14 protein-coding genes and 4 pseudogenes are annotated in these 20556 nt (G+C 59.7%); 9 read left to right on the forward strand and 9 right to left on the reverse strand.

What is annotated here, in order from left to right; genetic code table 11:
- Positions 1–24: 24 nt before the first annotated feature.
- A pseudogene (locus AU14_RS11130) lies at positions 25–2813 on the forward strand (ATP-binding protein).
- Positions 2814–2823: 10 nt separating this feature from the next.
- Here the strand turns inward: AU14_RS11130 and AU14_RS11135 are convergent.
- On the reverse strand, positions 2824–3162 hold the full coding sequence (locus AU14_RS11135) for a hypothetical protein (protein ID WP_052472149.1): 339 nt from the start codon (positions 3160–3162) through the stop codon (positions 2824–2826).
- A gap of 242 nt (positions 3163–3404) precedes the next feature.
- Between AU14_RS11135 and AU14_RS11140 the strand changes: the two genes are divergently transcribed.
- Together AU14_RS11140 and AU14_RS11145 are read left to right on the forward strand one after the other, a co-directional pair.
- Complete coding sequence (locus tag AU14_RS11140; protein WP_041340843.1) at positions 3405–4049, forward strand: hypothetical protein; 645 nt, start codon at positions 3405–3407, stop codon at positions 4047–4049.
- Positions 4046–6240 (forward strand): annotated as a pseudogene (locus AU14_RS11145) (patatin-like phospholipase family protein). Before AU14_RS11140 ends, AU14_RS11145 begins: the two are co-directional and overlap by 4 nt.
- A gap of 7 nt (positions 6241–6247) precedes the next feature.
- On the opposite strand, the gene AU14_RS11150 reads toward AU14_RS11145, so the two are convergent.
- From AU14_RS11150 to AU14_RS11160, 3 genes are all read right to left on the reverse strand, one after another.
- A complete protein-coding gene (locus tag AU14_RS11150) occupies positions 6248–6925 on the reverse strand; it encodes a GntR family transcriptional regulator (protein ID WP_041340846.1) in 678 nt (225 codons plus the stop codon).
- Between the two features lie 92 nt (positions 6926–7017).
- Entirely contained in the window at positions 7018–8448 is a 1431-nt protein-coding gene (cls, locus tag AU14_RS11155) for a cardiolipin synthase (protein ID WP_041340848.1), read from the reverse strand.
- A 2-nt stretch (positions 8449–8450) separates the two neighbouring features.
- Complete coding sequence (locus AU14_RS11160) at positions 8451–9533, reverse strand: AraC family transcriptional regulator (protein ID WP_041340851.1); 1083 nt, start codon at positions 9531–9533, stop codon at positions 8451–8453.
- A 415-nt stretch (positions 9534–9948) separates the two neighbouring features.
- Here AU14_RS11160 and AU14_RS11165 point away from each other — a divergent pair.
- The 4 genes and pseudogenes from AU14_RS11165 (at position 9949) to AU14_RS11180 (ending at position 13470) form a co-directional block, all read left to right on the forward strand.
- Positions 9949–10745, forward strand: a pseudogene (locus AU14_RS11165) (alpha/beta fold hydrolase).
- 106 nt (positions 10746–10851) lie between these two features.
- Entirely contained in the window at positions 10852–11940 is a 1089-nt protein-coding gene (locus tag AU14_RS11170; RefSeq protein WP_041340854.1) for an SMP-30/gluconolactonase/LRE family protein, read from the forward strand.
- A complete protein-coding gene (locus tag AU14_RS11175; RefSeq protein ID WP_041340857.1) occupies positions 11937–12410 on the forward strand; it encodes an acyl-CoA thioesterase in 474 nt (157 codons plus the stop codon). The genes AU14_RS11170 and AU14_RS11175 overlap by 4 nt, the downstream gene beginning before the upstream one ends.
- Before the next feature lie 76 nt (positions 12411–12486).
- Entirely contained in the window at positions 12487–13470 is a 984-nt protein-coding gene (locus AU14_RS11180; protein ID WP_041340859.1) for an NADP-dependent oxidoreductase, read from the forward strand.
- Positions 13471–13480: 10 nt separating this feature from the next.
- On the opposite strand, the gene AU14_RS11185 is transcribed toward AU14_RS11180, so the two are convergent.
- From AU14_RS11185 to AU14_RS11195, 3 genes and pseudogenes are all read right to left on the reverse strand, one after another.
- The gene (locus tag AU14_RS11185) at positions 13481–15367 is read right to left on the reverse strand and encodes a cation:proton antiporter (protein WP_041340862.1); all 1887 of its coding nucleotides are present in this window, start codon (positions 15365–15367) and stop codon (positions 13481–13483) included.
- 21 nt (positions 15368–15388) lie between these two features.
- Positions 15389–16180, reverse strand: coding sequence for a tRNA cyclic N6-threonylcarbamoyladenosine(37) synthase TcdA (gene tcdA / locus AU14_RS11190; protein ID WP_179944709.1), 792 nt, complete (start codon positions 16178–16180; stop codon positions 15389–15391).
- Positions 16181–16350: 170 nt separating this feature from the next.
- Positions 16351–18125: pseudogene (locus AU14_RS11195) on the reverse strand (acyl-CoA dehydrogenase C-terminal domain-containing protein).
- A 236-nt stretch (positions 18126–18361) separates the two neighbouring features.
- Between AU14_RS11195 and AU14_RS11200 the strand changes: the two are divergent.
- Positions 18362–18862, forward strand: coding sequence for an SDR family NAD(P)-dependent oxidoreductase (locus AU14_RS11200; protein ID WP_330217886.1), 501 nt, complete (start codon positions 18362–18364; stop codon positions 18860–18862).
- A gap of 58 nt (positions 18863–18920) precedes the next feature.
- A complete protein-coding gene (locus tag AU14_RS23375; RefSeq protein WP_330217887.1) occupies positions 18921–19103 on the forward strand; it encodes a Rossmann-fold NAD(P)-binding domain-containing protein in 183 nt (60 codons plus the stop codon).
- A gap of 60 nt (positions 19104–19163) precedes the next feature.
- Here the strand turns inward: AU14_RS23375 and AU14_RS11205 are convergent, their stop codons facing one another.
- Both AU14_RS11205 and AU14_RS11210 read right to left on the reverse strand, forming a co-directional pair.
- Positions 19164–19802: a ChrR family anti-sigma-E factor gene (locus AU14_RS11205; RefSeq protein WP_041340865.1), complete on the reverse strand. Its 639-nt coding sequence runs from the start codon at positions 19800–19802 to the stop codon at positions 19164–19166.
- Positions 19799–20398, reverse strand: coding sequence for a sigma-70 family RNA polymerase sigma factor (locus AU14_RS11210; protein ID WP_041340867.1), 600 nt, complete (start codon positions 20396–20398; stop codon positions 19799–19801). The genes AU14_RS11205 and AU14_RS11210 overlap by 4 nt, the downstream gene beginning before the upstream one ends.
- Positions 20399–20556 lie beyond the last annotated feature (158 nt).

Here is a 20556-nt window from a genome sequence, read left to right on the forward strand (position 1 = left end):
TAGCGGAACCCCTAAGGATATCCAGTGAAGGCGATCCCACCTTTCTTACTATGCTGCCTTCTTGTGCTGTTTCAATCCCCATTGCGTGCCGATCCGCCCCAGCCGTCGCCAGCGCCGGTCCTGGGCAATGAGGAATTGACCTGGCTTGGCGAGCAGGAAAGTTTCCGGATTGGCGTGCACGTCGGTCAGGTTCCGCTGATCTTCGACACCGGCGACGGCACCCTTGCCGGTACCTACATCGATTACCTGGCCCGGCTCTCGGGTAAGCTGAACGTGCCCATTGAGCCGGTAACCCTGGCCCGGGACAGCGAAGCGCCAGAGCCGGTCACCGACGCGATTCTGACAACTCGCCTGCCCGACGCCCAGGTGACTCCCGGCAAGCGTTACAGCGAACCCCTGATGAGCCTGACTTACGGTCTGTTTGTCAGTGCCGGCGACGTTGCTATTCGCAGCCTCTCGGATCTTGAAGGCGGCCGCATAGCGATCATTGATGGCGACCTCAGCCAGTATCCGATGCTCGACCCGGTCGAGAGCTTCACCCCGGTTCCGGTCGACAGCATTGGTGATGCCGTCAGTCGCGTGTTGTCGGGGCAGGCCGATGCCTTTCTCGGACCGGTGCCGGTGGTGTCGGATTATCTGCAGTCGGCGATGATCAGTGGTATCGGACTGGCGGCGTTGCTGGAAGAGGCTCGGTTGATGTGGTGTTGCAGGTGGACGTGGACGACGACCGTTTGTTCCACGTGCTGAATCAGGCGGTGGCAGCCATCAGTCACAGCGAACACCGGGTTATCCGCCAGGCCTGGCTGCAGGCCGATGTGCCGGCGCTGGAACGCAGTGGCCTCGAGTTGTCGGCCTCGGATCAGGAGTGGCTCAAGCGGCATCCCAATTTGCGGGTGGCCTTCCGGTCGGACTGGCCACCGTTTGAGTATGCCCAGGATGACCGGCCAACCGGACTGGTGCCGGATCTGGTGACTAGGCTGGAGACCGAGCTGAACGCCAGGTTCAATCGCTCGGTGGTGTCCGATCGTGGCGTCGCCGAGCGGCAGCTGCAAGCCGGCGATATCGATATTCTGCCGGGGCTGTCACGAACCCCGCGTACCGAAAGTGAGTACCTGTTTACCCGCGCCTACCTGACCGTGCCCATTGCCCTGGCCATTCGGGACGACGGCCGCTTCATTGGCGAGTTACGCGAACTGCGCGATGAGCGTGTGGGGGTGGTCAATCGCCATGCTGCCCATGATTACCTGCTGATAAACCATCCAAACCTCGATATCTATCCGGTGGAAACGGTTGAGGAAGGCTTGCTGGCGTTGTCCAACGGCGATCTGGAGGTAATGGTCACCCACATTCCGGCTGTCAGTTACACCGTAGCCCGGCTCGGGCTGTCGAATCTGCGAATCACCAGCATCACGCCCTACGAGTACGACCTGCGGCTGGCGGTCAGCAAGGACAACCCCGAGTTGCACCGGATTCTGAATCAGGCCCTGAACAGCCTCGACGCGTCGGAAACGGAGGCTATCTACAACCGCTGGATCCACCTCGATATCGAGCAGGAGACCGACTACACGGTGGTGCGACGGGTAGTGCTGATAGCCGTGCTGGTGGTGCTGATCTTCCTGTACTGGAACCGCAAGCTGTCCCGGGAAGTGGATGAGCGGATTCGTTCCGAAAACGCCCTGCGCCGTAGCGAAGATGAACTGCGGGCGGCCAAGCTGGAAGCCGAGCGCCTGGCCCGGGAAGCGGAAACCGCGAGTCTGGCCAAGAGTGAGTTCCTGGCCAACATGTCCCACGAGATCCGGACTCCGATGAACGCTGTCATTGGCTACAGCGATCTGCTCAACAATACCGTTACCGATCCCCAGCAGCGCACCTATCTGGAAGCAATCCGGGCGGGCAGTCGAAGCCTGTTGATGCTGATCAACGACATTCTCGATCTGTCCCGAATCGAGGCCGGCAAGCTGCGATTGGACTATTCGGCGGTTTCGATGCGGAGATTGTTGGGCGATGTGCGACACATCTTCGATCTGCGCGCCATGGAGCAGGGTATTTCGTTGGAGGTCAGTGTCGATTCAAACATGCCGGCCGCGATGATGCTCGATGAAACCCGGTTGCGGCAGGTGCTGTTCAACCTGGTGGGCAATGCCATCAAGTTTACCCACGAGGGTGGTGTCACGGTTCGGGCCACGGCGACGCGGCTGAAGTCCGAGAAAACCAGCGAGTCGGACGTAGGCAGCGGTGAGGTTCGTAAGTTCTACCGGCTGGTCGTTACGGTCCGGGATACCGGCATTGGGATTCCCGCGGATCAGCGCGACCGCATATTCGACGCTTTTGAGCAGCAGGAAGGCCAGAACACTCGGCGTTATGGCGGTACGGGCCTGGGGCTGGCAATCAGCCGGAAACTGGCGCGCATGATGGGCGGTGAATTGGAGCTTGAGAGTGAGCCCGGTGAAGGTTCTGTGTTTACCGTGGTCCTACCCAGAGTGGAGGCAACCGGAAAAGAGGCCGAGGACGAGGGCGAACCCAAGGAAGCCGAGCGCCTGCTGGCCCAGACCCTGAGTATTCAGGAGCGTGGCTGGTTGCGGGAACAGCTGGCGTCGGATTTCGGAGACGAGTGGCAAACCATCCGCGAAAGCGGGGATCCGGAGAAGATGAAGGATTTCGCCCGGCGGTTGATGGCCTGGGGTCAGCGGTTCCGCTCGAAATCGGTGACCCATTACGGTGAGAAGCTGCTGGCGGACGTGGAGGCGTTTAACCTGGACGCGGTGAACAGTGCTCTGGAGTCGTTCCCGAAACTGCTTGGTCGCAAGCGATAGTCGGGGTGCCTTACAGGCAGTCGAACTGGGAGCGGCGGTCGAAGGCGACGGCGACCATGTCGTAACCGGAATTGGAGAGCTGGCGAATCAGGTCGTGGTCTTTCAGCAGGGTCATGCATACCTTGTGTACGCTGGCCTGAAGCTGCTCTACTGGCGGCTGCGCGGCCTCAAAACGAAAGTCGACAATCAGGTATTTGCGTTCGACGGTCGCAGAGGTGGGGATGTCTTCACGCTCAACGCTCTCGTAGCCAATGTACGTCGCCTGGTCCTGGGGAAAAACCTGGCTCATCAGGATATCGAGGTTCTCGCCATGGGCGGCGCCGGTGGCTGCTAGTAGTGTGGTGGCCATGGCAGTGGCAAAAAAAGTGGTTTTCATGACGGGTGCTCCCCGTGGCAATCAGGCATTCGTGTTACCGAGTGTAAACTTTCGTTACAGGTGATTATTGCAGAGTGGCTGGCACTTTGCGTAATGAAGGGCATGAATTTTTCAACTTTTTGCGTTTGTTGCGGTTCGAACGACGGCCTGGCGGCAGCCGGCGGCTAAGCTATCAACTATTCTGTGAATAAGACAGTCATATAAGAGGAATTCGCATGTTTCAGCTCGTCTTTAAAGGAGAATGCGCTCCCGGCACCGATTCGGAGACTGCTCGAGCCAATGCGCGCAACTTGTTCAAGGCCAGTGTCGAGCAGGTGGAGCGGATGTTCAGTGGCCAGCCGGTGGTTATTCGCAACAAGCTGGAAGAAGTTCAGGCTGAGAAGTACCGTGCGGTGCTGAAGAAGCACGGCATGATTGCCTATGTTCAGCCGATGGCCGGCGCGCCGGAACCATCACGTCCGGCCCCCACCGGTACTCCGGAGCCCGTGGCATCGAGTGCTGCCAAGCCGGCGGGTACTGAAACGCCGCCGTCAGCTCCGGCAGCGACCACCGGCAAGGTGCCTGACCCAGAACCCGGGGAACGCTTGCCGGTGGCCGGTGAGAAGGTGGACGACATTCTGTCCGGCTCAGGCCTGAGCCTGGACCCGGTTGGTGTCACGTTGATGGAGCATACCGAGGTGGAGCCGCCGATGTTCCAGCACATTGAAGACTGGACACTGGCGCCCGCCGGCACCGATCTGGGTGTGGAGCGTGAGGTGCCACCGCCGGTGGTGCCGGATGTGTCACACCTGTCATTGGTCGACGAAGACGCATCCGACAAGCCACCACGGTGCCTGATTCGAGAGTACTGCTGGCAATGAAGCTTGGTTTGCGGATTGTGGTGCTGGTCATCGCCGTGATGGCTACGTCCCTGTATGCGGCGGAGCGGCCAACGGTTGGGCTGGTACTGAGTGGTGGCGGCGCAAAAGGCATGGCCCATGTCGGGGTGCTGCGAGTGCTGGAGGAAATGAACATTCCCGTGGACCTGGTGGTGGGCACCAGTGCCGGCTCTGCAGTGGGCGCGCTTTATGCATCAGGGATGCCGGTGGAGGACATCGAACGTCGGTTCATTGAGATGGACTGGTTGTCCAGCTTCCAGGACGATCCTGGCCGGGTCTACAAGCCAATACGCCGGAAACAGGATGAGGTGCGACTGCCGGTTACTCCAGGGATTGGGGTCCGGGTCGATGGCCTGTATGTCGGGGGCGGCATCATCGCGGGCCAGAACCTGGGTTTCATTCTCAATGAACTGACCCGCAACGCCGCGCTGGTGGAGGACTTCGATCGTTTGGCCATCCCCTTCCGGGCGGTGGCCACCGATCTGGAATCCGGCGAACAAGTGGTGATGGGCGATGGCAATCTGGCCGAGGCTGTCCGCGCCAGCATGAGCATCCCCGGTGTATACGCTCCTGTTAACCGCAATGGCCGGCTGCTGGTGGACGGTGGCGTGGCTAATAACCTGCCGGTCAGCGTCGCCCGGGACATGGGCGCAGACGTGATCATTGCCGTCGATATCACCGACCCGCTGCTGGATGCGGAAAAACTGAACGAGGCCTTCTCTGTGGTGGGACAGCTGACCACCATCATGACCCGCCGTAATACCGAACAGCAGCTGGACCTGCTGAGCGATCAGGACATCATCATCCGGCCCGACCTTGTGGGCGTCAGTTCGGCAGATTTCTACAACGCGCCGATGCTGTTCGAACTTGGTGCTACCGCTGCCAGGGACAAGGCTGTGGAGTTGAGGCCTTTGATGGTGCCGCCCAGCGAGTGGGCCGATTACAAGGAGCAGGTGGCATTTACACCCTACCAGGCCGGGCCGATTGCCAATATCCGAATCGAGCAGGGCGGGGGGCTGGCCCCTGAATTCCTGCGCGAGCGAATTCAACAAAAGGCTGGTGAGCCCCTCGACGTGGAAGCATTGGAGGCGGATCTCAAGCGTATTTATGGTCTGGGCTACTACGAAACGGTGTCCTACGCCCTGGAACCGAGTCCCGATGGCACCGTGTTGACTGTGCGGGTGAAGGAGAAAAGCTGGGGGCCGAATTACCTGTCGTTTGGCCTTGGATACGAGGACAACTTCGATGGTGAAACCCGCTTCAATATCGCCACCGGCCTGAGAATGACCGAGCTTAATGACCTGGGTGCAGAATGGCAGACCGGGGTTCAGCTCGGCACCGATCCCTGGGTGCGGACCCAGTGGTATCAGCCACTGGATTATGGCTACCAACGTTTCCTGGTGCTTGGTGGCGAATACAGTCGTGACACGCTGGGTATCTATGACGGTGGTACCCGCCCGGTCAGCGAAGTGGATGTCACTTACCGGGATCTGGACCTGGCCCTGGGTATGGAATTGGGCGGTAACGCAGAAATCCGCCTGACCTACGTCCGTGGCTTTGCCACCGTGGATGAACAGATCGGCCAGCCGATTGTACGCGATGATACCGTGCATCGGGCGGTCTCAGCCTGCAACTGGTGCATGATTCCCTGGACGACACCTTCTTCCCCCGCCACGGCGCTTTCGCCGGTATTCGGGGTCGGGTGGAGCGCGAGGGGCTGGGCTCAGACCGACAGTTTGATTCGGTCACCGGCATGCTGCTGGGCACCGACAGCTGGAAAGGCTTCAATATGACAGGCTTGCTGTTTGCCGAGGCGGTAACCGCCGGTGAACCCGGCATCGAGAACGCGGTGCGCCTGGGTGGGTTCCGCCGGCTGTCAGCGTACGCGCCGGGCGAGATTACCGGTGATAACGCCCTGCTGGGTGCACTCTATGCGAGTCAGGCATTTGGCGGGCCGTGGGTGCCCTGGTTTGCCGGTGCCGGTTTTGAGGCGGGTAACGCCTGGGAATCGTTTGATCAGGCCAGCTGGAGTAACACGGTGCGTTCCTACAGCCTGTTTGCCGGCGTGGATACCTTTCTGGGGCCTGTGCAGTTTGCCACCGCCTACAACAACCGGGACGACTGGGCCGCCTACCTGAACATCGGTTTTTCATTCACCCAGCTGTTCTACTGATCGCCGGCTAGGCGTCCTGCTTCTCGTTCACGGCGATGGCGTCCAGCACCTGCTGGCATTGCTGCATGGCGTAGCGGTGCAGGATCGTCGTCAGGCGCTCCTCATCCCGGTCTTTGATCGCCTGGATGGATTCCTGCATGTGCGCCAGGTTGTCCTCGAAGACATGGCTGCCACCGCGCTGGAAGGCTACGAAAGCGCAACGCTTGGCCGAGGGCCAGAGATCGTCGATGGCGGCCACGATAAAGTAGTTGTCCGCGTACACCAGGGAGGCCTTGGTGTACTCGATACCCAGCTCGAGAAACGCCATCAGGTCGCTGGTTTCAAAGCAGGACTTCATTCGAGCATAGAGCGACTCGAGCCGTTCCATGTCGGCCGGCTGCCACTGCCGGACCAATTTTCGGCCGGTGTGGGTCAGGTAGAGTTCGAGGGTCTCGTACAGGCTGCGGACAAAATACTCGTCCAGGGTGGTCACGAAGGCGCCCTTGCGCGGCACGTTCCGCACCAGGTGACGTTTCTCCAGCAACAGCAGGCCCTCGCGGATGGAGCCGTGGCTGACCTCCATATCTTTGGCCATGACACCTTCGTAAATGCGTTCGCCAGAACGTAGCTGGCCGAAGGCAATCTGGTTCTCAATGTGGCGGGCGACCTGTTCGGTCAGGGTTTCTCTGGGTCGGAACGCGTTCATGGTGTGGTGTCGCTACTGCATACGGGCTGATAGGTCCGAGAATAGTCGCATAGTCGGGCCTCAAGAAACCAGTACCTTGCTTGCAGCCGGGATCATAGCAGTGGCGCGAGCAGTCGGATGGCACGGCAGGTCAACCGGAACAGGATGGACCTGTCCTTGTAGTCGTGCTCGGTCATCAGCCTGCAGTTGTCCAGGTCGTCCTCGAGCATGGACTCGACGCTGTTGATGAAATGCGGCGCGGTGGTTACGGCAGTGATTTCGAAGTTCAGTCGCATTGACCGGTTGTCCAGGTTGGCCGTGCCCACCGCGGCGTACCGGTCATCCACCAGAATCACCTTTTGATGCATGAAGCCCGGCTGATAGCGGTAGATGCCAACCCCGCTTTTACAGGCCTGAACCAGGTACGAGTATGCCGCCAGGCCAATGAGCTTGCTGTCGGATTTCTCCGGAATCATGATGCGCACATCGACACCACGAAGGGCGGCCAGCTGCAACGCGTTCATGATCTGGAAGTCGGGCACGAAGTAGGGCGAACAGATCCACAGGCGACTGCGGGCATTGTTGATACAGTTCAGGAAGAACAGGGTGCAGGTTTCCCAGTCATCCGCCGGTCCGGTTGGCAGCATCAGTACCCGATCCTCACCGGCGGTGTTGTTCTGCGGCGCCCAGTCCAGATCCGGGCACTCGTCACTGGCCCAATTCCAGTCCTCCAGCCAGGTCAGCTGCAGGCCGGTCACCGCCGGGCCCTCGATCCGGCAATGGGTATCCCGCCAGGGTTCCTGGTCCATGGCCGTGCCCAAGTATTCGTCGCCCAGATTGATGCCGCCGACAAAGCCGATGGTGCCATCGCAGACCAGCAGCTTGCGATGGTTGCGGAAGTTGATCTGGAATCGGCGTCGGCGGACGTTGCCAGCGCCAAAGGCGGCGACCCGGGCACCGGCGGCAGTCAGCTGTTTCAGGTAGGTTTTCGATAACCCGACGCTGCCGATGTTGTCATACAGGAAGCAGACCTCCACGCCCTGGGCCAGCTTGCGCTCCAGGATCGACTTTATGCGGCGGCCAACCCGGTCCGAACGGACAATGTAGAACTCCATCAGAATATAGCGGGTGGCGTTCTCCATGGCCTCGAACAAGGCCTCAAAGGTCGCTTCGCCGTCTCGCAGCAAGGTGCAGCGATTGCCTTCGGTAAAGGGCTGGCGGCCCAGTTTGCACAGCACCTGGAGTTCATCGGTAAAGTACTGGTCGGCCGGCGCTGCGATGGAAGTCGTCTGGCGTTCAAATCGGTTCAGCAGGTTGGTCAGGCCCCGGTTCCCCATGCGCCTGGCCCGGACGTAACCTCCAAAGCGATAGCGCCCGAACAGTGCAAACAGCGGCACCGCCACGTAGGGCAAACCGAGCAGGCCGATGATCCAGGCGATGGCGCCCTGGGCGGTGCGATAGGTCAGCAGAATCCGGTAGATACAGGCCAGTGCAGCCAGGTAAAGCAGGCCAACCGCCACTGCCACCAGAGAGATATTTTCCATAATCACTTATGCGCGTCCGAAGGGGCCAAGGCCCCGGATGTCGGGTGGGTGCGGGCCAGCTGTTTGGCGCGGTACTGGGCCGGCGCCGTGCCGGTCCAGCGTTTGAACGCGCGGCTAAAGGCGCTGAGTTCCGAAAATCCCAGCAGGAAGGCGATCTCACCCAGGGCGTAGTGATCTGCAGCGACATAGCGCAGAGCCTTGTCCTTGCGAACTTGCTCCACCAGATCGTGGAAGCTGAGCCCCTCCCGCTTCAATTTTCGATACAGGGTCTGGCGACTCATGTGGCACTGCCGCGCCAGGCTGTCGGCATCAATCCTCTCCGTGGCCATTTGCTTGGAAATCAGCCGTCGGATTTTGCGGCCGAATGAGCGTCTCGGCTGTAGCCGTGCCAACACCGAGTTCACCTGCTTCAGGACCGCGGAATATACGTAGGGATTGCGGCGGGGGATGCCATGACTGAGATGGCGGCTGTCGAAGGCCAGTCGGGTAGAGGCGCAGTCAAACGTCACCGGACCACCCAGCAGGGTTTCATATTCGCCGGCGTAACTGGGGCTCGGATGTGCGATCTCGACCCATTCGGCCTGAATCTCCGGATGGATGAAGTGCCGGGTTCGGCTCAGTGCCGCTGCCAGGGTTCGGTCCATGTCCTGCCGGGAGTAGTGGTTGGGGGCATCCGGTTGCCAGGTCAGTATGGCTTCTTCGCCGGTCTGCTCAAAACTCAGGATCACCGATTCGTTGATCAACCGGTGCAGGCGGACATACTGGGTCACTGCCTCACCCAAAGTGTCGCAGTTAAAGAACACGTGGCCCACCAGTCCCATGCGCTCCGGATCGACCACCCGGCCGGCGTGCAGACCCACGGCCGGATCGCCGGTTACCTCCTCGGCGTAATCCCACAGGCGGTAGTGAGCCGTTGCCGGTATCCGCAAATCCGGATCGGCCAGCGCCTGCAAATCCATGCCGATGATCTGTTGCACCCGGGCCGGCTCCAGCAGGCCCTGGCTCTGGAGGTAATGCACCAGGGCTAACGTACTGGAGGCGGCCACCAGGGGCGTGTGGTTGTTTTCTGGCGCAGCAGAGATCAAGGCGTATTCCCGATGGTTAACAAACTTTCATCCGGGGTTGATACAAAATGTCAAGCGAATGAAACCGCCTGTCAACGGTTTGTCATGGCAACAACGATAGCATTAAGTCATCAGGTTGATGCAATGGAACGGTGTTTTCAGGAGGAGTTATATGGAACAGGAAATTTTTGTACCGCACAATGAGATTGAACGGTCGAACGTTATGGCGCTCGCCGAGTACTTGAACAGCATCTTCTATTGCTGAGTCTTCCGGTGTAACGCCGATGACTGAAAAAGCCGGGCCTTGGTCCGGCTTTTTTGTGCCTGTGCTTTGGTTCCAGAAGGACGGTCACGGTCAGGCAGAATTTGCTCACTGCACTGGCGGTGGTAATGTAACCGGTCAGAAACCACCCGCTAAACCGGAGATCATCTGCCCATGAGTGTCGAGCTGAACCACCGTATTACCGGCGAAGGTGCGCCGCTGATCCTGTTGCATGGCCTGTTCGGGTCGCTGGAGAATCTCGGTGGCATTGCCCGCCGGTTGCAGGATGAATGGCAAGTCCACGCGCTGGATCAGCGTAATCACGGCAATTCACCCCACAGCGACACCATGGACTACCCCGCCATGGCCGAGGATGTGATTGCCTATCTGGACCGGCAGGGCATCGACAAGGCCCGCATTCTTGGCCATTCCATGGGCGGCAAGGTTGCCATGCAGGTGGCTTTGCAGGCGCCGGACCGGGTCGAGAAAATCGTGGTCGCGGACATTGCGCCGGTTAGCTACAAGCCGCGCCACGATGCCATCCTGGAGGGGCTTAAAAGCCTCGACCTGCAGAATGCGCGTACTCGCCAGGATGCCGACAAGTTTCTTTCCGAGTTTGTTGATGTGCCTTCCATCCGCCAATTCCTGCTGAAGAATCTTGAACGGGTACCGCGTGAGGAGCAGGAAGAGGGCGGCGCCGTCTTCCGCTGGCGCCTGAACTTGCCGGTCATCGATGCCTGTTATGGCAATCTCGCCATGGCTCCAGAAGGCGACGGACCCTATGAGGGACCGGTGCTGTTCCTGAAGGTGCCGAATCCGCTTACATCCAGGACAAGCACCGGGAGCAGATCGAGCGTCTGTTTCCCGCTGCGGAACTGCGCGTTATCGAGGATACCGGGCACTGGCTGCACGCCGAGAAGGCCGATACCTTTGCTGCCCTGAGTCGCCGGTTCCTGGCCGAGGATCAGTAGGTTATTTTCTTCCCCGGAGTTCGCATTTTTCTCGGGTGGCGGCGGTCTGCTAAGGTTAAGCCATCGCGGAAACGGGTTTGAATACACGAACAGGCGGGCATGATCTATGAAATGGTTGATGGTGGGAGCGCTGGTCCTGTTCGTGTTGCTGGGCGGTTTTCTACTGACACCATCACCCATTGACAGCAAGGCCTGGCAACCGCCCTCGCCGCCGCCGCTGACCGGCCCCCTGGCCCCGAATGAGCGTCTCCGGCTGGCGGACCTGCTGGCTCGCGGGCAAGTGTATGGCCCGGAAGATACCACCGTCAGTGACGATGGTACTGTCTACGCCGGCACCGAGGATGGCCGTATTGTCCGGCTGTTCCCCGATGGCCGGGTGGAAACCTGGCTCAAGACCGAAGGTCGCCCCCTGGGCCTGGTATTCGACGACGCCGGCAATCTGATTGTGGCCGACGCCTGGAAAGGCCTGTTGTCGATTGCACCGGACAAGACCATCACCGTGTTGGCACGGGAAGCCGAGGGCACCCCGTTCCGGTTCACCGATGACGTCGATATCGGTCCCGATGGCCGCATCTACTTTACCGACGCCAGTTCCCGTTTCCAGCAACCGGATTACCGGCTCGACTTGCTGGAAATGCGCCCCCATGGCCGCTTGCTGAGGTATTCGCCGCGGACCGGCAAGGCTGAGGTGCTGCTGGGCAACCTGCACTTTGCCAATGGGGTTTCGGTCTCGCCGGACGGCAGTTTTGTGCTGGTCAACGAAACCTGGAAGTACCGTACCCTGCGCTACTGGATTCACGGCCCAAAGGCCGGCCAGGCCGAGGTGTTTGCCGACAACCTTCCGGGTTTCCCCGATAACCTGGCAGTGGACGCACAGGGGCGTTACTGGGTGGCCTTTCCCTCGCTTCGAGACACCCGGGTGGATACCCTGCACCGCAACCCCTGGCTCAAGGATCTGGTGGCGAAGCTGCCGGACCGCCTGAAGCCCACGCCGCGGGAGTATGGCCTGGTGGTGGCCTTCGATCGGGACGGCGAGGTGATCACCAGTCTCCATGACACTCGGGGTACACATTTACAGGAGATCACCTCGGTCAACCCCCATGGCGGTTACCTATACTTTGGTTCACTTCACAACGATCGCATAGGGCGGCTACCGTTGCAGGCCATTCCCGGTCTTGGAGACGACGAAGTATGACCGATGCCAGTGCCCCTCAGTGGGATCTGCCTGATCCGTTTACGCTTGAAATTACCGTGCGCGACGACGACACCGATCGCCTGGGACACGCCAATAACGTGGTCTACGTGCGCTGGCTGGAAGATGTTAGCTGGGCCCACATCGAAAGTCTGGGTATGACCTGGGAATTGCATGAGGCGACGGGCAAGGCGATGGCCATCACCCGCACCGAGATCGACTACCTGGCATCGGCCAACGCTGGTGACCGGCTGATTCTGGGCACCTGGTTGACCGGCTATGATGGCCGATTCCGCTCGTCTCGCCAGTTCCAGCTGGTCCGTCCGGCTGACGGCAAGACCCTGGTGCGGGCGGTTTCCACCCATGCCTGCGTCGATATGAAATCCCAGCGCCCGAGCCGAGCGCCCCGGGAATTCGCCGAGATCCTGGCGGCCGCCGCAGTCGACGGCGGCGCCGGTGTGGCCGTCAAATGAATCACCTTAGGTGACATCTTCTGCTAGTCTGAAAAAAACCTCTGCTTTCCGTTACCGCCGTTGTCCGGAGACCGTCATGGTAAATCCTGAAGAGTCGAACACCGAAACCACCATGCGTCATATCAGCTATGACCGGTTTGGCGAACGCGATGTCCTGCAGGTGAAAACGTCGGACATCCCACAACCCGGCGCGGGCCAGGTGCTGGTGCGCGTCCATGGCGCCGGTCTCAACCCCATCGACTGGAAAACCCGGAAAGGGCTAGGTTTCGCCGCCCGGCAGATTGAAAACAGTCTGCCCTGGACCCCGGGTTACGACGTCGCCGGCGAAGTAGTCGCCGTTGCCGACGACGTGACGACACTGGCGCCTGGTGATCGGGTGATGGGCATGATCGGCTTTCCAGAGGGCGGTGGTGGTTACGCGAATTACGCGGTGGCCGGGGCTGATGAGTTTGCCATAGTGCCGGAGGAATTGGATCTGCTGGCTGCGGGGGCCTTACCGCTGGCAGCACTGACCGCCTGGCAGGCGCTGTTCGAGGTTGCCAAGCTGGAGTCCGGGCAGAAAATCCTGATTCACGCCGGTGCCGGTGGGGTCGGGCATTTTGCTGTTCAGTTTGCGCTCGAGCGCGGTGCCCATGTGGTGGCCACCGCGTCCGCCTCGAACCGGGATTTCCTGGCCGAGCTGGGTGTGCACGAAGTCATTGATTACCGCACCACCGATGTAGCTGAAGAGTGCTACGGGCTTGATGTTGTGCTTGATCTGGTGGGCGGTGAGGAAGGCAAGCGCTCGCTGCATACTCTGGGTGAGCATGGTGTGCTGGTGACCATCCCGACGGTGACCGCCGATGAGATCATCAGCGCCGCCGAGAACATGGGTTTGCGTGCCCATGGTATGACCGTGCGTCCCGATGTCTTCCACCTGGATGAAATTGCCGAGCTGATCGAGGATGGCGATGTCCGGGTACACCTGGATCAGGTCTTTCCCCTTGATCAGGTTGTCCACGCCCATGAACTGCTCGAAGGCGGTCACGTGCGTGGCAAGCTGGTGCTGGACTGCCGCTGAGGGGCGTGGTTTACGCCCCTTGGTTACCCGCTTTTTCCGAGTCTGAGCTCTTGCTCGTGTCTTCACCGTTGTCTGTCTGTCCGTCCCGCTCCCTGCGTTCTTTCCGAGCCTGAGGGGGAACCAGGCTGATCAGCATCCAGTCTTTCTCAGGTTTCAGCGTCTCCATATCCATCACCGGCATGACGTGGCCCTTGCTGTCAAATACGAACAGTACCAGGGCCTGGCGCTGGAACTTGTTCAGGAAATCATCGTAACTGAACTCGTCGCTGAGCTGGGTGGTGCGCACGGTGTAGTCCTGGCTCGCCAGACTGGCCAGCTTGGCGTAGCTTACGCCTCCGAACAGACCCCGGGTCATCTGGATTTTCTCGGCGGTCTGGTGACGCGCTTTCTGATCCTGATCGCCTTCCGCGAGACTGAACACGCTCTGCTTCCCGAACCAGTCTAGGAAGTGGTAGGTGGCCAGGGAGTTCATGTGCTTGTAGGGCGAAATCACCAGCAGGTTGCCGATACCGGTCAGGTCCAGGTGAGTGGAGGCATGCTCCGACACCGGGTTGCCGAAATAGGTTTGCAGATTTTCCATACGGGCCTGGCGCACGTTCTCCCAGTTGGTGTCCGCCAGGGTGACCGGGACCTCAGATTTTTTCAGCGCCATGCCAATCATCCGGGCAACCGGATTTGCGCCAAGCAACAGGAACCCGTACTCCGCCGGCTCGTTCACTTTCAGCATTTTTGCCACCGGGCGAGCGGTCAGGCTTTGCAGTGTCACAGTGGCAATGATCAGCATGAACACTAGCGGCACCAGGGTGCCGGCACTCTCATAGCCCAGCTTCTGTAGCTGGAACGCAAACAGTGCCGAGACCGCAGCCGCCACAATGCCTCGCGGGGCAATCCAACTCAGGAACAGTTTCTCCCGCCAGTTCAGCTTGGTGCCAATGGCCGACAGGAAGATGCTTAGCGGCCGGGCTACCAGCATCAGAATCGCCAGTACCACGGCCAGACCCCAGCCCAGTTCGGCAATGGCGCTGAACTCCACGCGGGCAGCCAGAATGATAAACAGGGCAGAAATCAGCAGAACGCTGAGCGACTCCTTGAATTCAAGAATGCTATCGATCGGTACCTGCTTCATGTTGGCCATCCAGATACCCATTACGGTGACCGTCAACAGGCCGGACTCGTGCGCGATTTCGTTGGACAGGGCGTAAACGCCGAGCATGAAGGTGAGGGTGCCGGCGTTGTGCAGGTACTGCGGGATCAGGTGCTTGCGCAGTGCCAGACCATTCAGGTAACCGGCCACAGCGCCAATCAAGAAGCCCACCATCAGGGTCTTGCCGAAGATGTAGAGTGAGTGACCAAAGACATTGCCCTGGCCCCAGGACACAATGCCCTCAAACACCAGGACCGCCAGCAGGGCACCGACCGGATCGATGATGATGCCTTCCCAGCGCAGGATGTTGGCCAGGTTGGATTTCGGCCGGACCGAGCGCAGCAGCGGTGCGATGACCGTGGGGCCGGTAACGATGGAAATGGCGCCGAACAGCAGTGCCACCGGCCATGACACATCCAGCAGCCAGCGTACTGACAAGGTGCCGATGATACAGGTGACGATGGAGCCAACCGGAATCAGGTTGCGCACCATTTTGCCGTGGCCGCGAATTTCGGCCAGGCGCAGGGTCAGGCTGCCTTCGAACAGGATAATGGCGACCGCCAGGGAAATGACCGGGAACAGCAGCTCACCGAATACCGCTTCTGGTACCAGGAAGCCGAAGAACGGACCGGCCGCCAGGCCGCCGGCGAGCAGAAACAGGATTGCCGGCATCCTGACCCGCCAGGCCAGCCATTGGCAGAACAAGGAGAGAACGCCGATGCTGGCAAGCAGCAGGACCGTGCTAATGGGCATAATGAGGGCAAATCCTTAGGGTTATTGGTTGGCGCGTCTGGCGATCCGGTTCAGCAGCCGGGACGCCGCAAAGAAGCCAAAACTGGCGGTGACCGGGCTTGCCGCGCCGAAACCGGAAGCGCAATCTAGTCGCACCGGGCCATCGGTTGCCGGTTTCTGCAAGCACACTTCGCCGTCTCCGGCAGGATATGTCAGTTGCTCCAGCGAGTATACGGCTTCAATACCAAAACGGCGTTTTGGATTGCGCGAGAAACCGTACTCCCGGCGTAACAGGTTTCGCACCTTGGCCAGCAGCGGATCTTGGGTGGTCTTGCTCAAATCCGCGACCTGGATCTGGGTCGGGTCCAGCTGACCACCGGCACCACCAGCGCAGACTAAAGGAAGCTTGCGGCGCTGGCAGTGAGCGATCAGCGCGGCCTTGGCTTTGACGCTGTCGATAGCATCGACCACGCCGGTCATCTCCGGGGTGATCAGTTCAGCGACGTTCTTGGTGGTCAGGAAGCCGAAATGCACCCGGATATCAGCCTGTGGATTGATTGCCCGCAGGCGGTCCGCCATGGCATCGGTCTTGGTACGACCGTACTGCTGCTCCAGGGCATGAAGCTGGCGATTGGTGTTGGACACGCAAATGTCGTCCATGTCGATCAGGGTGATGGTGCCGATGCCACTACGGGCGAGCGATTCGGCGGCCCAGGAGCCCACGCCCCCCAGTCCGACAATGGCAATGTGGGTGGATCGAAAGGCTTCCAGGGCGCGGCGCCCATAGAGTCGTTCAATACCACCAAAGCGAAAGGCATAATCGTCGGCGTTCATGCGGCCTCCGGTCGGGTCCGGTGTGGGACCGGACAGAATCAAAGAGCGCAATTGTAACCCAGAGCCGGGTCAAACCGCAGGTGTTGCAGTGCTCGGACGATGCCGGGTGTTGCAGGGTGTTGAAAGAGTGAGGGAAGGTCAGGGCCGTTTGGCCCTGACCGGTTCTGACCTTAAGCGGCCCAGTGGTCGTCGTTGAACGCCATCAGGCTGTCTTTGCCAGTCTTGATGTCGCCCAGCAGCCAGTGGATTTCCGGCAGAAGTTTCTCAAAGTAGAAGCGGGCAGACACCTGCTTGCTCTCCAACAGTGGCTTGTTGGCGCCATCGGCCTCCAATTGCTGACCGGCAACACCGGCCATGCGCGACCAGAGATAGCCAATCACCGTCAGGGCCATCAGGCGCAGATACGGGGTGGCGGCGGAGCGGCCTGTTCCGGATCGCTCGGGGCATTGCTTGCCAACCACATGGTGGCTTCCTCAAGACACTTGATGGCATCTTTCAGTTCTTCACGATGGGGCGCATCCGGGTTGTCCTTGAGGTAACCGGTGAGCACACCAAACAGGCTACGGACCAGTTGTCCGCCCTTCAGGCTCAGCTTGCGGCCGACCAGGTCCATGGCCTGAATGCCGTTGGTACCCTCGTAGATCCGGGCGATGCGGCCATCACGAACCAGCTGCTCCAGCGGCCAGTCGGTGGTGAAACCGGAACCGCCCAGTACCTGCAGACCAGTGTTGGCATTGTTGAAACCCTCATCGGTCAGGAAGGCCTTGACCACCGGCGTCAGCAGCTGCACCAGATCGTCTGACGATTCACGCACGGCTTCATCGGTGTGGGCCACTGACAGATCCAGGTGGTGCCCGGTAAACAGGGCCAGGGCACGCATGCCTTCGTTCAACACTTTCTGGCGCATCAGCATACGACGCACGTCGGGATGCACGATGATCGGGTCGGCCGGACCGTCCGGGTTCTTGGGGCCACTCAGGGAACGGCTCTGCAGACGCTCGCGGGCAAAGCCCAGGCTCTCCTGGTAAGCCATTTCGGCCAGGCCCAGACCCTGCATGCCAACCATCAGGCGGGCTTCGTTCATCATGGTGAACATGGCACGCATGCCGTCGTTGGGCTCGCCCACCAGCCAGCCTTTGGCGCCTTCAAAATTCATCACGCAGGTGGCGGAACCCTTGATGCCCATCTTGTGTTCCAGGCCGCCACAGAACGCCGGGTTACGTTCGCCGGTGTCCGGCAGGACCTTGGGTACCACGAACAGGGAGATGCCCTTGGTGGTGTCGGGCGCACCGGGCAACTTGGCCAGTACCAGGTGGACAATGTTGTCTACCAGGTCGTGCTCACCACCGGTGATCCAGATCTTGGTGCCTTCGATGGCATAGCTGCCGTCGTCGTTCGGTGTCGCGCGGGAGCGGATCAGGCCCAGGTCAGTACCGCACTGGGGCTCGGTCAGGCACATGGTGCCGGTCCACTGGCCGGAGATGAGTTTCTCCAGGTAAACCTTTTTCAGTTCTTCAGAGCCGTGGGCGTGCAGGGCACTGATGGCACCGTGGGTTAGGCCCGGGTACATGCCCAGCGAGAGGTTGGTGGAGCACACCATCTCATCGACGACAAATTTTAGAGTGTGCGGAAGTCCCTGACCACCGAATTCCAGCGGTGCGTCCAGGGCAGTCCAGCCACCTTCGACAAATTTCTTATAGGCTTCCTTGAATCCTGCGGGCGTGGTCACCGCATGGGTCTCGGGGTCGTAGCTGCAGCCTTCGCGATCGCCAATCTGGTTGGTGGGCTGAATCACTTCCGCCGCCAGCTTACCGGCTTCGTCAATAACCGCAGAAATCAGGTCGGGAGTGGCGTCAGCGTATTTTTCCAGCTCGTGGAGCCGGTCTGCACCCAATACATCAAACAACAGAAAGCGAAGATCGTTCGCGGGAGCCTGGTATTGCATGGAGTACTCTCCTCAATGTGCTTCTTTATCTTGAGACCCCGAGCCGGTGGCGCGTGATCTTGTGGTGTCGGGTTGTATTTGATCGGAACAGTTGATTCATACGCCCGTTTTAATATCTCGGTTCACAGGCGCCAGCAGTCCAGCCATCAAACTGTTCGTATTTCCTGCAGAATTTGAGCGCGCGGCTTAAGGAACAGCCGGGGCGTTGAAGTGTTTACACCAGTGGGAGAATCACAATGAAACGAGTGCTGATAGCCGGAGCGTCGGGAGCCATCGGCGCCGCGTTGGCAGAGGCCATTCTGGCCGAGTACCCGGACAGCCGGGTGGTGGGTCTGTGCCGAGACCCGGATCGGGCGCCCGAAACGTTGCGCAGCTCCGATCGGGTCACGTTGGTGCCCTGGGATGCAGGTGACAGCAGTTCTCTGGCGTCGGTGACCGATGCCCTGGAGTTAGTCTTTCCGGCCCGGGAGGGCATTGACACCCTGATCTACGCGGCGGGTTTGCTGCACTCAGACACGGTATTCCCGGAGAAACGCCTGGAGGACTTGTCTGCCGATGCCATGAACCAGGCTTTTGCAGTCAATGTCACCGGATTTGGCATGCTGGTGCAGGCGCTGATTCCCTGGCTCAGGCACAAGGAGCTGAAACGGATCGCGGCTATTTCGGCGAAAGTCGGTTCCATTACCGACAACCGCTGGGTGGCTGGTACGCCTATCGCAGCTCCAAGGCGGCCCTGAATATGCTGGTACGCGGACTGTCAGTGGAATTACCTCGCGTTGTAGGCCGGTAGCCTGTGTGGCGCTGCACCCGGGCACCACGGAATCGGCGCTCAGTGAGCCGTTCCGTCAGTCGCTGGCGCAATTGAAGGTACACACGCCAGCACAGACTGCGGAGAATCTCCTCAAGGTTATTGGCGACGTGACCAGTGATGACAACGGCCGCTTCCTCAGTTGGGATGGTTCGGAACTGCCCTGGTAGGTGGTAACGGCCACAAAAAAGGGCGATCAATGATCGCCCTTTTTATCAGCCTTAGCCCGCTCAGCGAATGAACGGGTTTAGCATCCGGGTAAAGGTGCCGGTCAGTTTTACCGGTGCACTCAATACCGAAAGCGTGATGCAATCTTCACAGCCGACGGCAACCGGCTTATGTTCGTCCTGATCATTCAGCACAACAAAGTCCCACTGATTGAATACGCCTTTCTGGTCGGCAAACGCGCCCTGCAAGACGATTGTCGTTTCTTCGCCCCGATGGGTATGGGCCGGAGCCTTGCCGCCTGCGGCCAGTTTCTGAAGTACAACCTGTTCGGACTGGCCAGGGAAGCGATCGGTAATGTCCAGCACGCTGACATCGCCCAACTGCCGCTTCCACGGCAATCTGTTGATGTCGTCGCCCAAGAGCTTCTGCAGCACACCCATGCGAGGGGCTGGTGCAAAGTCTGATGCTCTGACCGGCTCACTGTCGATCGCCGAAAGAATATTGTCGAACATGTTTTCGGAGACAGTTACCTTCGGCTGTTGCTCCATCATCACCGCACCCAGACTGTCGAGCGTATCGACACGACTGCGGCAATGCGGACATTCGTCCAGATGCAGCCTAATGCATAAGGCATGTGGCTCGCTCAGATTGCCTGCGCTGTATTCCATCAAGCTCAGACTGTCGGGATGATGACGTGTCATACGTTTTGATCCTGCAAAATCACTTTCAATTTGTTCAATGCCAGGCGGACCCGGCTTTTCACTGTGCCAAGGGGAATGTTCAACTCATTCGCGACCATCTGGTGCGACTTGTGTTCCATGTATACCTTGGCAATCACGGTAGTCTGTTCTTCGGGTAAATGCGTCAGCGACTCCCGAATGCGCCGCTCTGACATTAGACGATGCAAAGATGTGACCGGCTCGTTCTCATTGTCGCCAGGGATTTGCCAGAGATCCTCGGTTTCGACCGGCATTTCCGCACTGGTGCGCTGCATCTTGCGCAGCATGTCAATGCGCTGGTTCCGGGCGATGGTGAAGATCCACGTCGACGCTGCGGCCTTGCGCCAGTCATAGAGACACGAGCGACGCCAGATGGAGACAAAGACTTCCTGAACCAGCTCTTCCGCGTGGCTCGCCAGTCCGTTCGCCATGGCGTAATACTTAATCTGCGGACCAAAGTGCTCGAAGAGTGCGTGGTAAGCCGCACGATCTTGATCCTTGCCCACTTTCTGCAGCAGCTGGCTCCAAGGATCTTTCCTTCCTTCAGAGCTGGCCGGCTTTTGCTCCAGTGTGCTCACTGGACGCTCCTTGACAGTTACATGATTTGAACTTGTTCTAGCCATCATTCTATGCACTCGTCCCAGGTTTGTCAGTCATGGAATTTACGGGCCGGATCTGACTCTGGATCAGTGCAGATACAAAAAAGATTGATGGCTGAGGTGGGCATTTGGCGCCT

The sequence above is a fragment of the Marinobacter similis genome (genome assembly GCF_000830985.1).
Lineage (GTDB): Bacteria > Pseudomonadota > Gammaproteobacteria > Pseudomonadales > Oleiphilaceae > Marinobacter > Marinobacter similis.

Coding starts and splice junctions, on each gene's coding strand:
- AU14_RS11180 (WP_041340859.1), top strand. CDS start 12,487: ATGGTAAATCCTGAAGAGTCGAACACCGAAACCACCATGCGTCATATC.
- AU14_RS11135 (WP_052472149.1), bottom strand. CDS start 3,162: ATGGCCACCACACTACTAGCAGCCACCGGCGCCGCCCATGGCGAGAAC.
- AU14_RS11175 (WP_041340857.1), top strand. CDS start 11,937: ATGACCGATGCCAGTGCCCCTCAGTGGGATCTGCCTGATCCGTTTACG.
- AU14_RS11185 (WP_041340862.1), bottom strand. CDS start 15,367: ATGCCCATTAGCACGGTCCTGCTGCTTGCCAGCATCGGCGTTCTCTCC.
- AU14_RS11170 (WP_041340854.1), top strand. CDS start 10,852: ATGAAATGGTTGATGGTGGGAGCGCTGGTCCTGTTCGTGTTGCTGGGC.
- cls (WP_041340848.1), bottom strand. CDS start 8,448: ATGGAAAATATCTCTCTGGTGGCAGTGGCGGTTGGCCTGCTTTACCTG.
- AU14_RS11150 (WP_041340846.1), bottom strand. CDS start 6,925: ATGAACGCGTTCCGACCCAGAGAAACCCTGACCGAACAGGTCGCCCGC.
- AU14_RS11140 (WP_041340843.1), top strand. CDS start 3,405: ATGTTTCAGCTCGTCTTTAAAGGAGAATGCGCTCCCGGCACCGATTCG.
- tcdA (WP_179944709.1), bottom strand. CDS start 16,180: ATGAACGCCGACGATTATGCCTTTCGCTTTGGTGGTATTGAACGACTC.
- AU14_RS11205 (WP_041340865.1), bottom strand. CDS start 19,802: ATGACACGTCATCATCCCGACAGTCTGAGCTTGATGGAATACAGCGCA.
- AU14_RS11200 (WP_330217886.1), top strand. CDS start 18,362: ATGAAACGAGTGCTGATAGCCGGAGCGTCGGGAGCCATCGGCGCCGCG.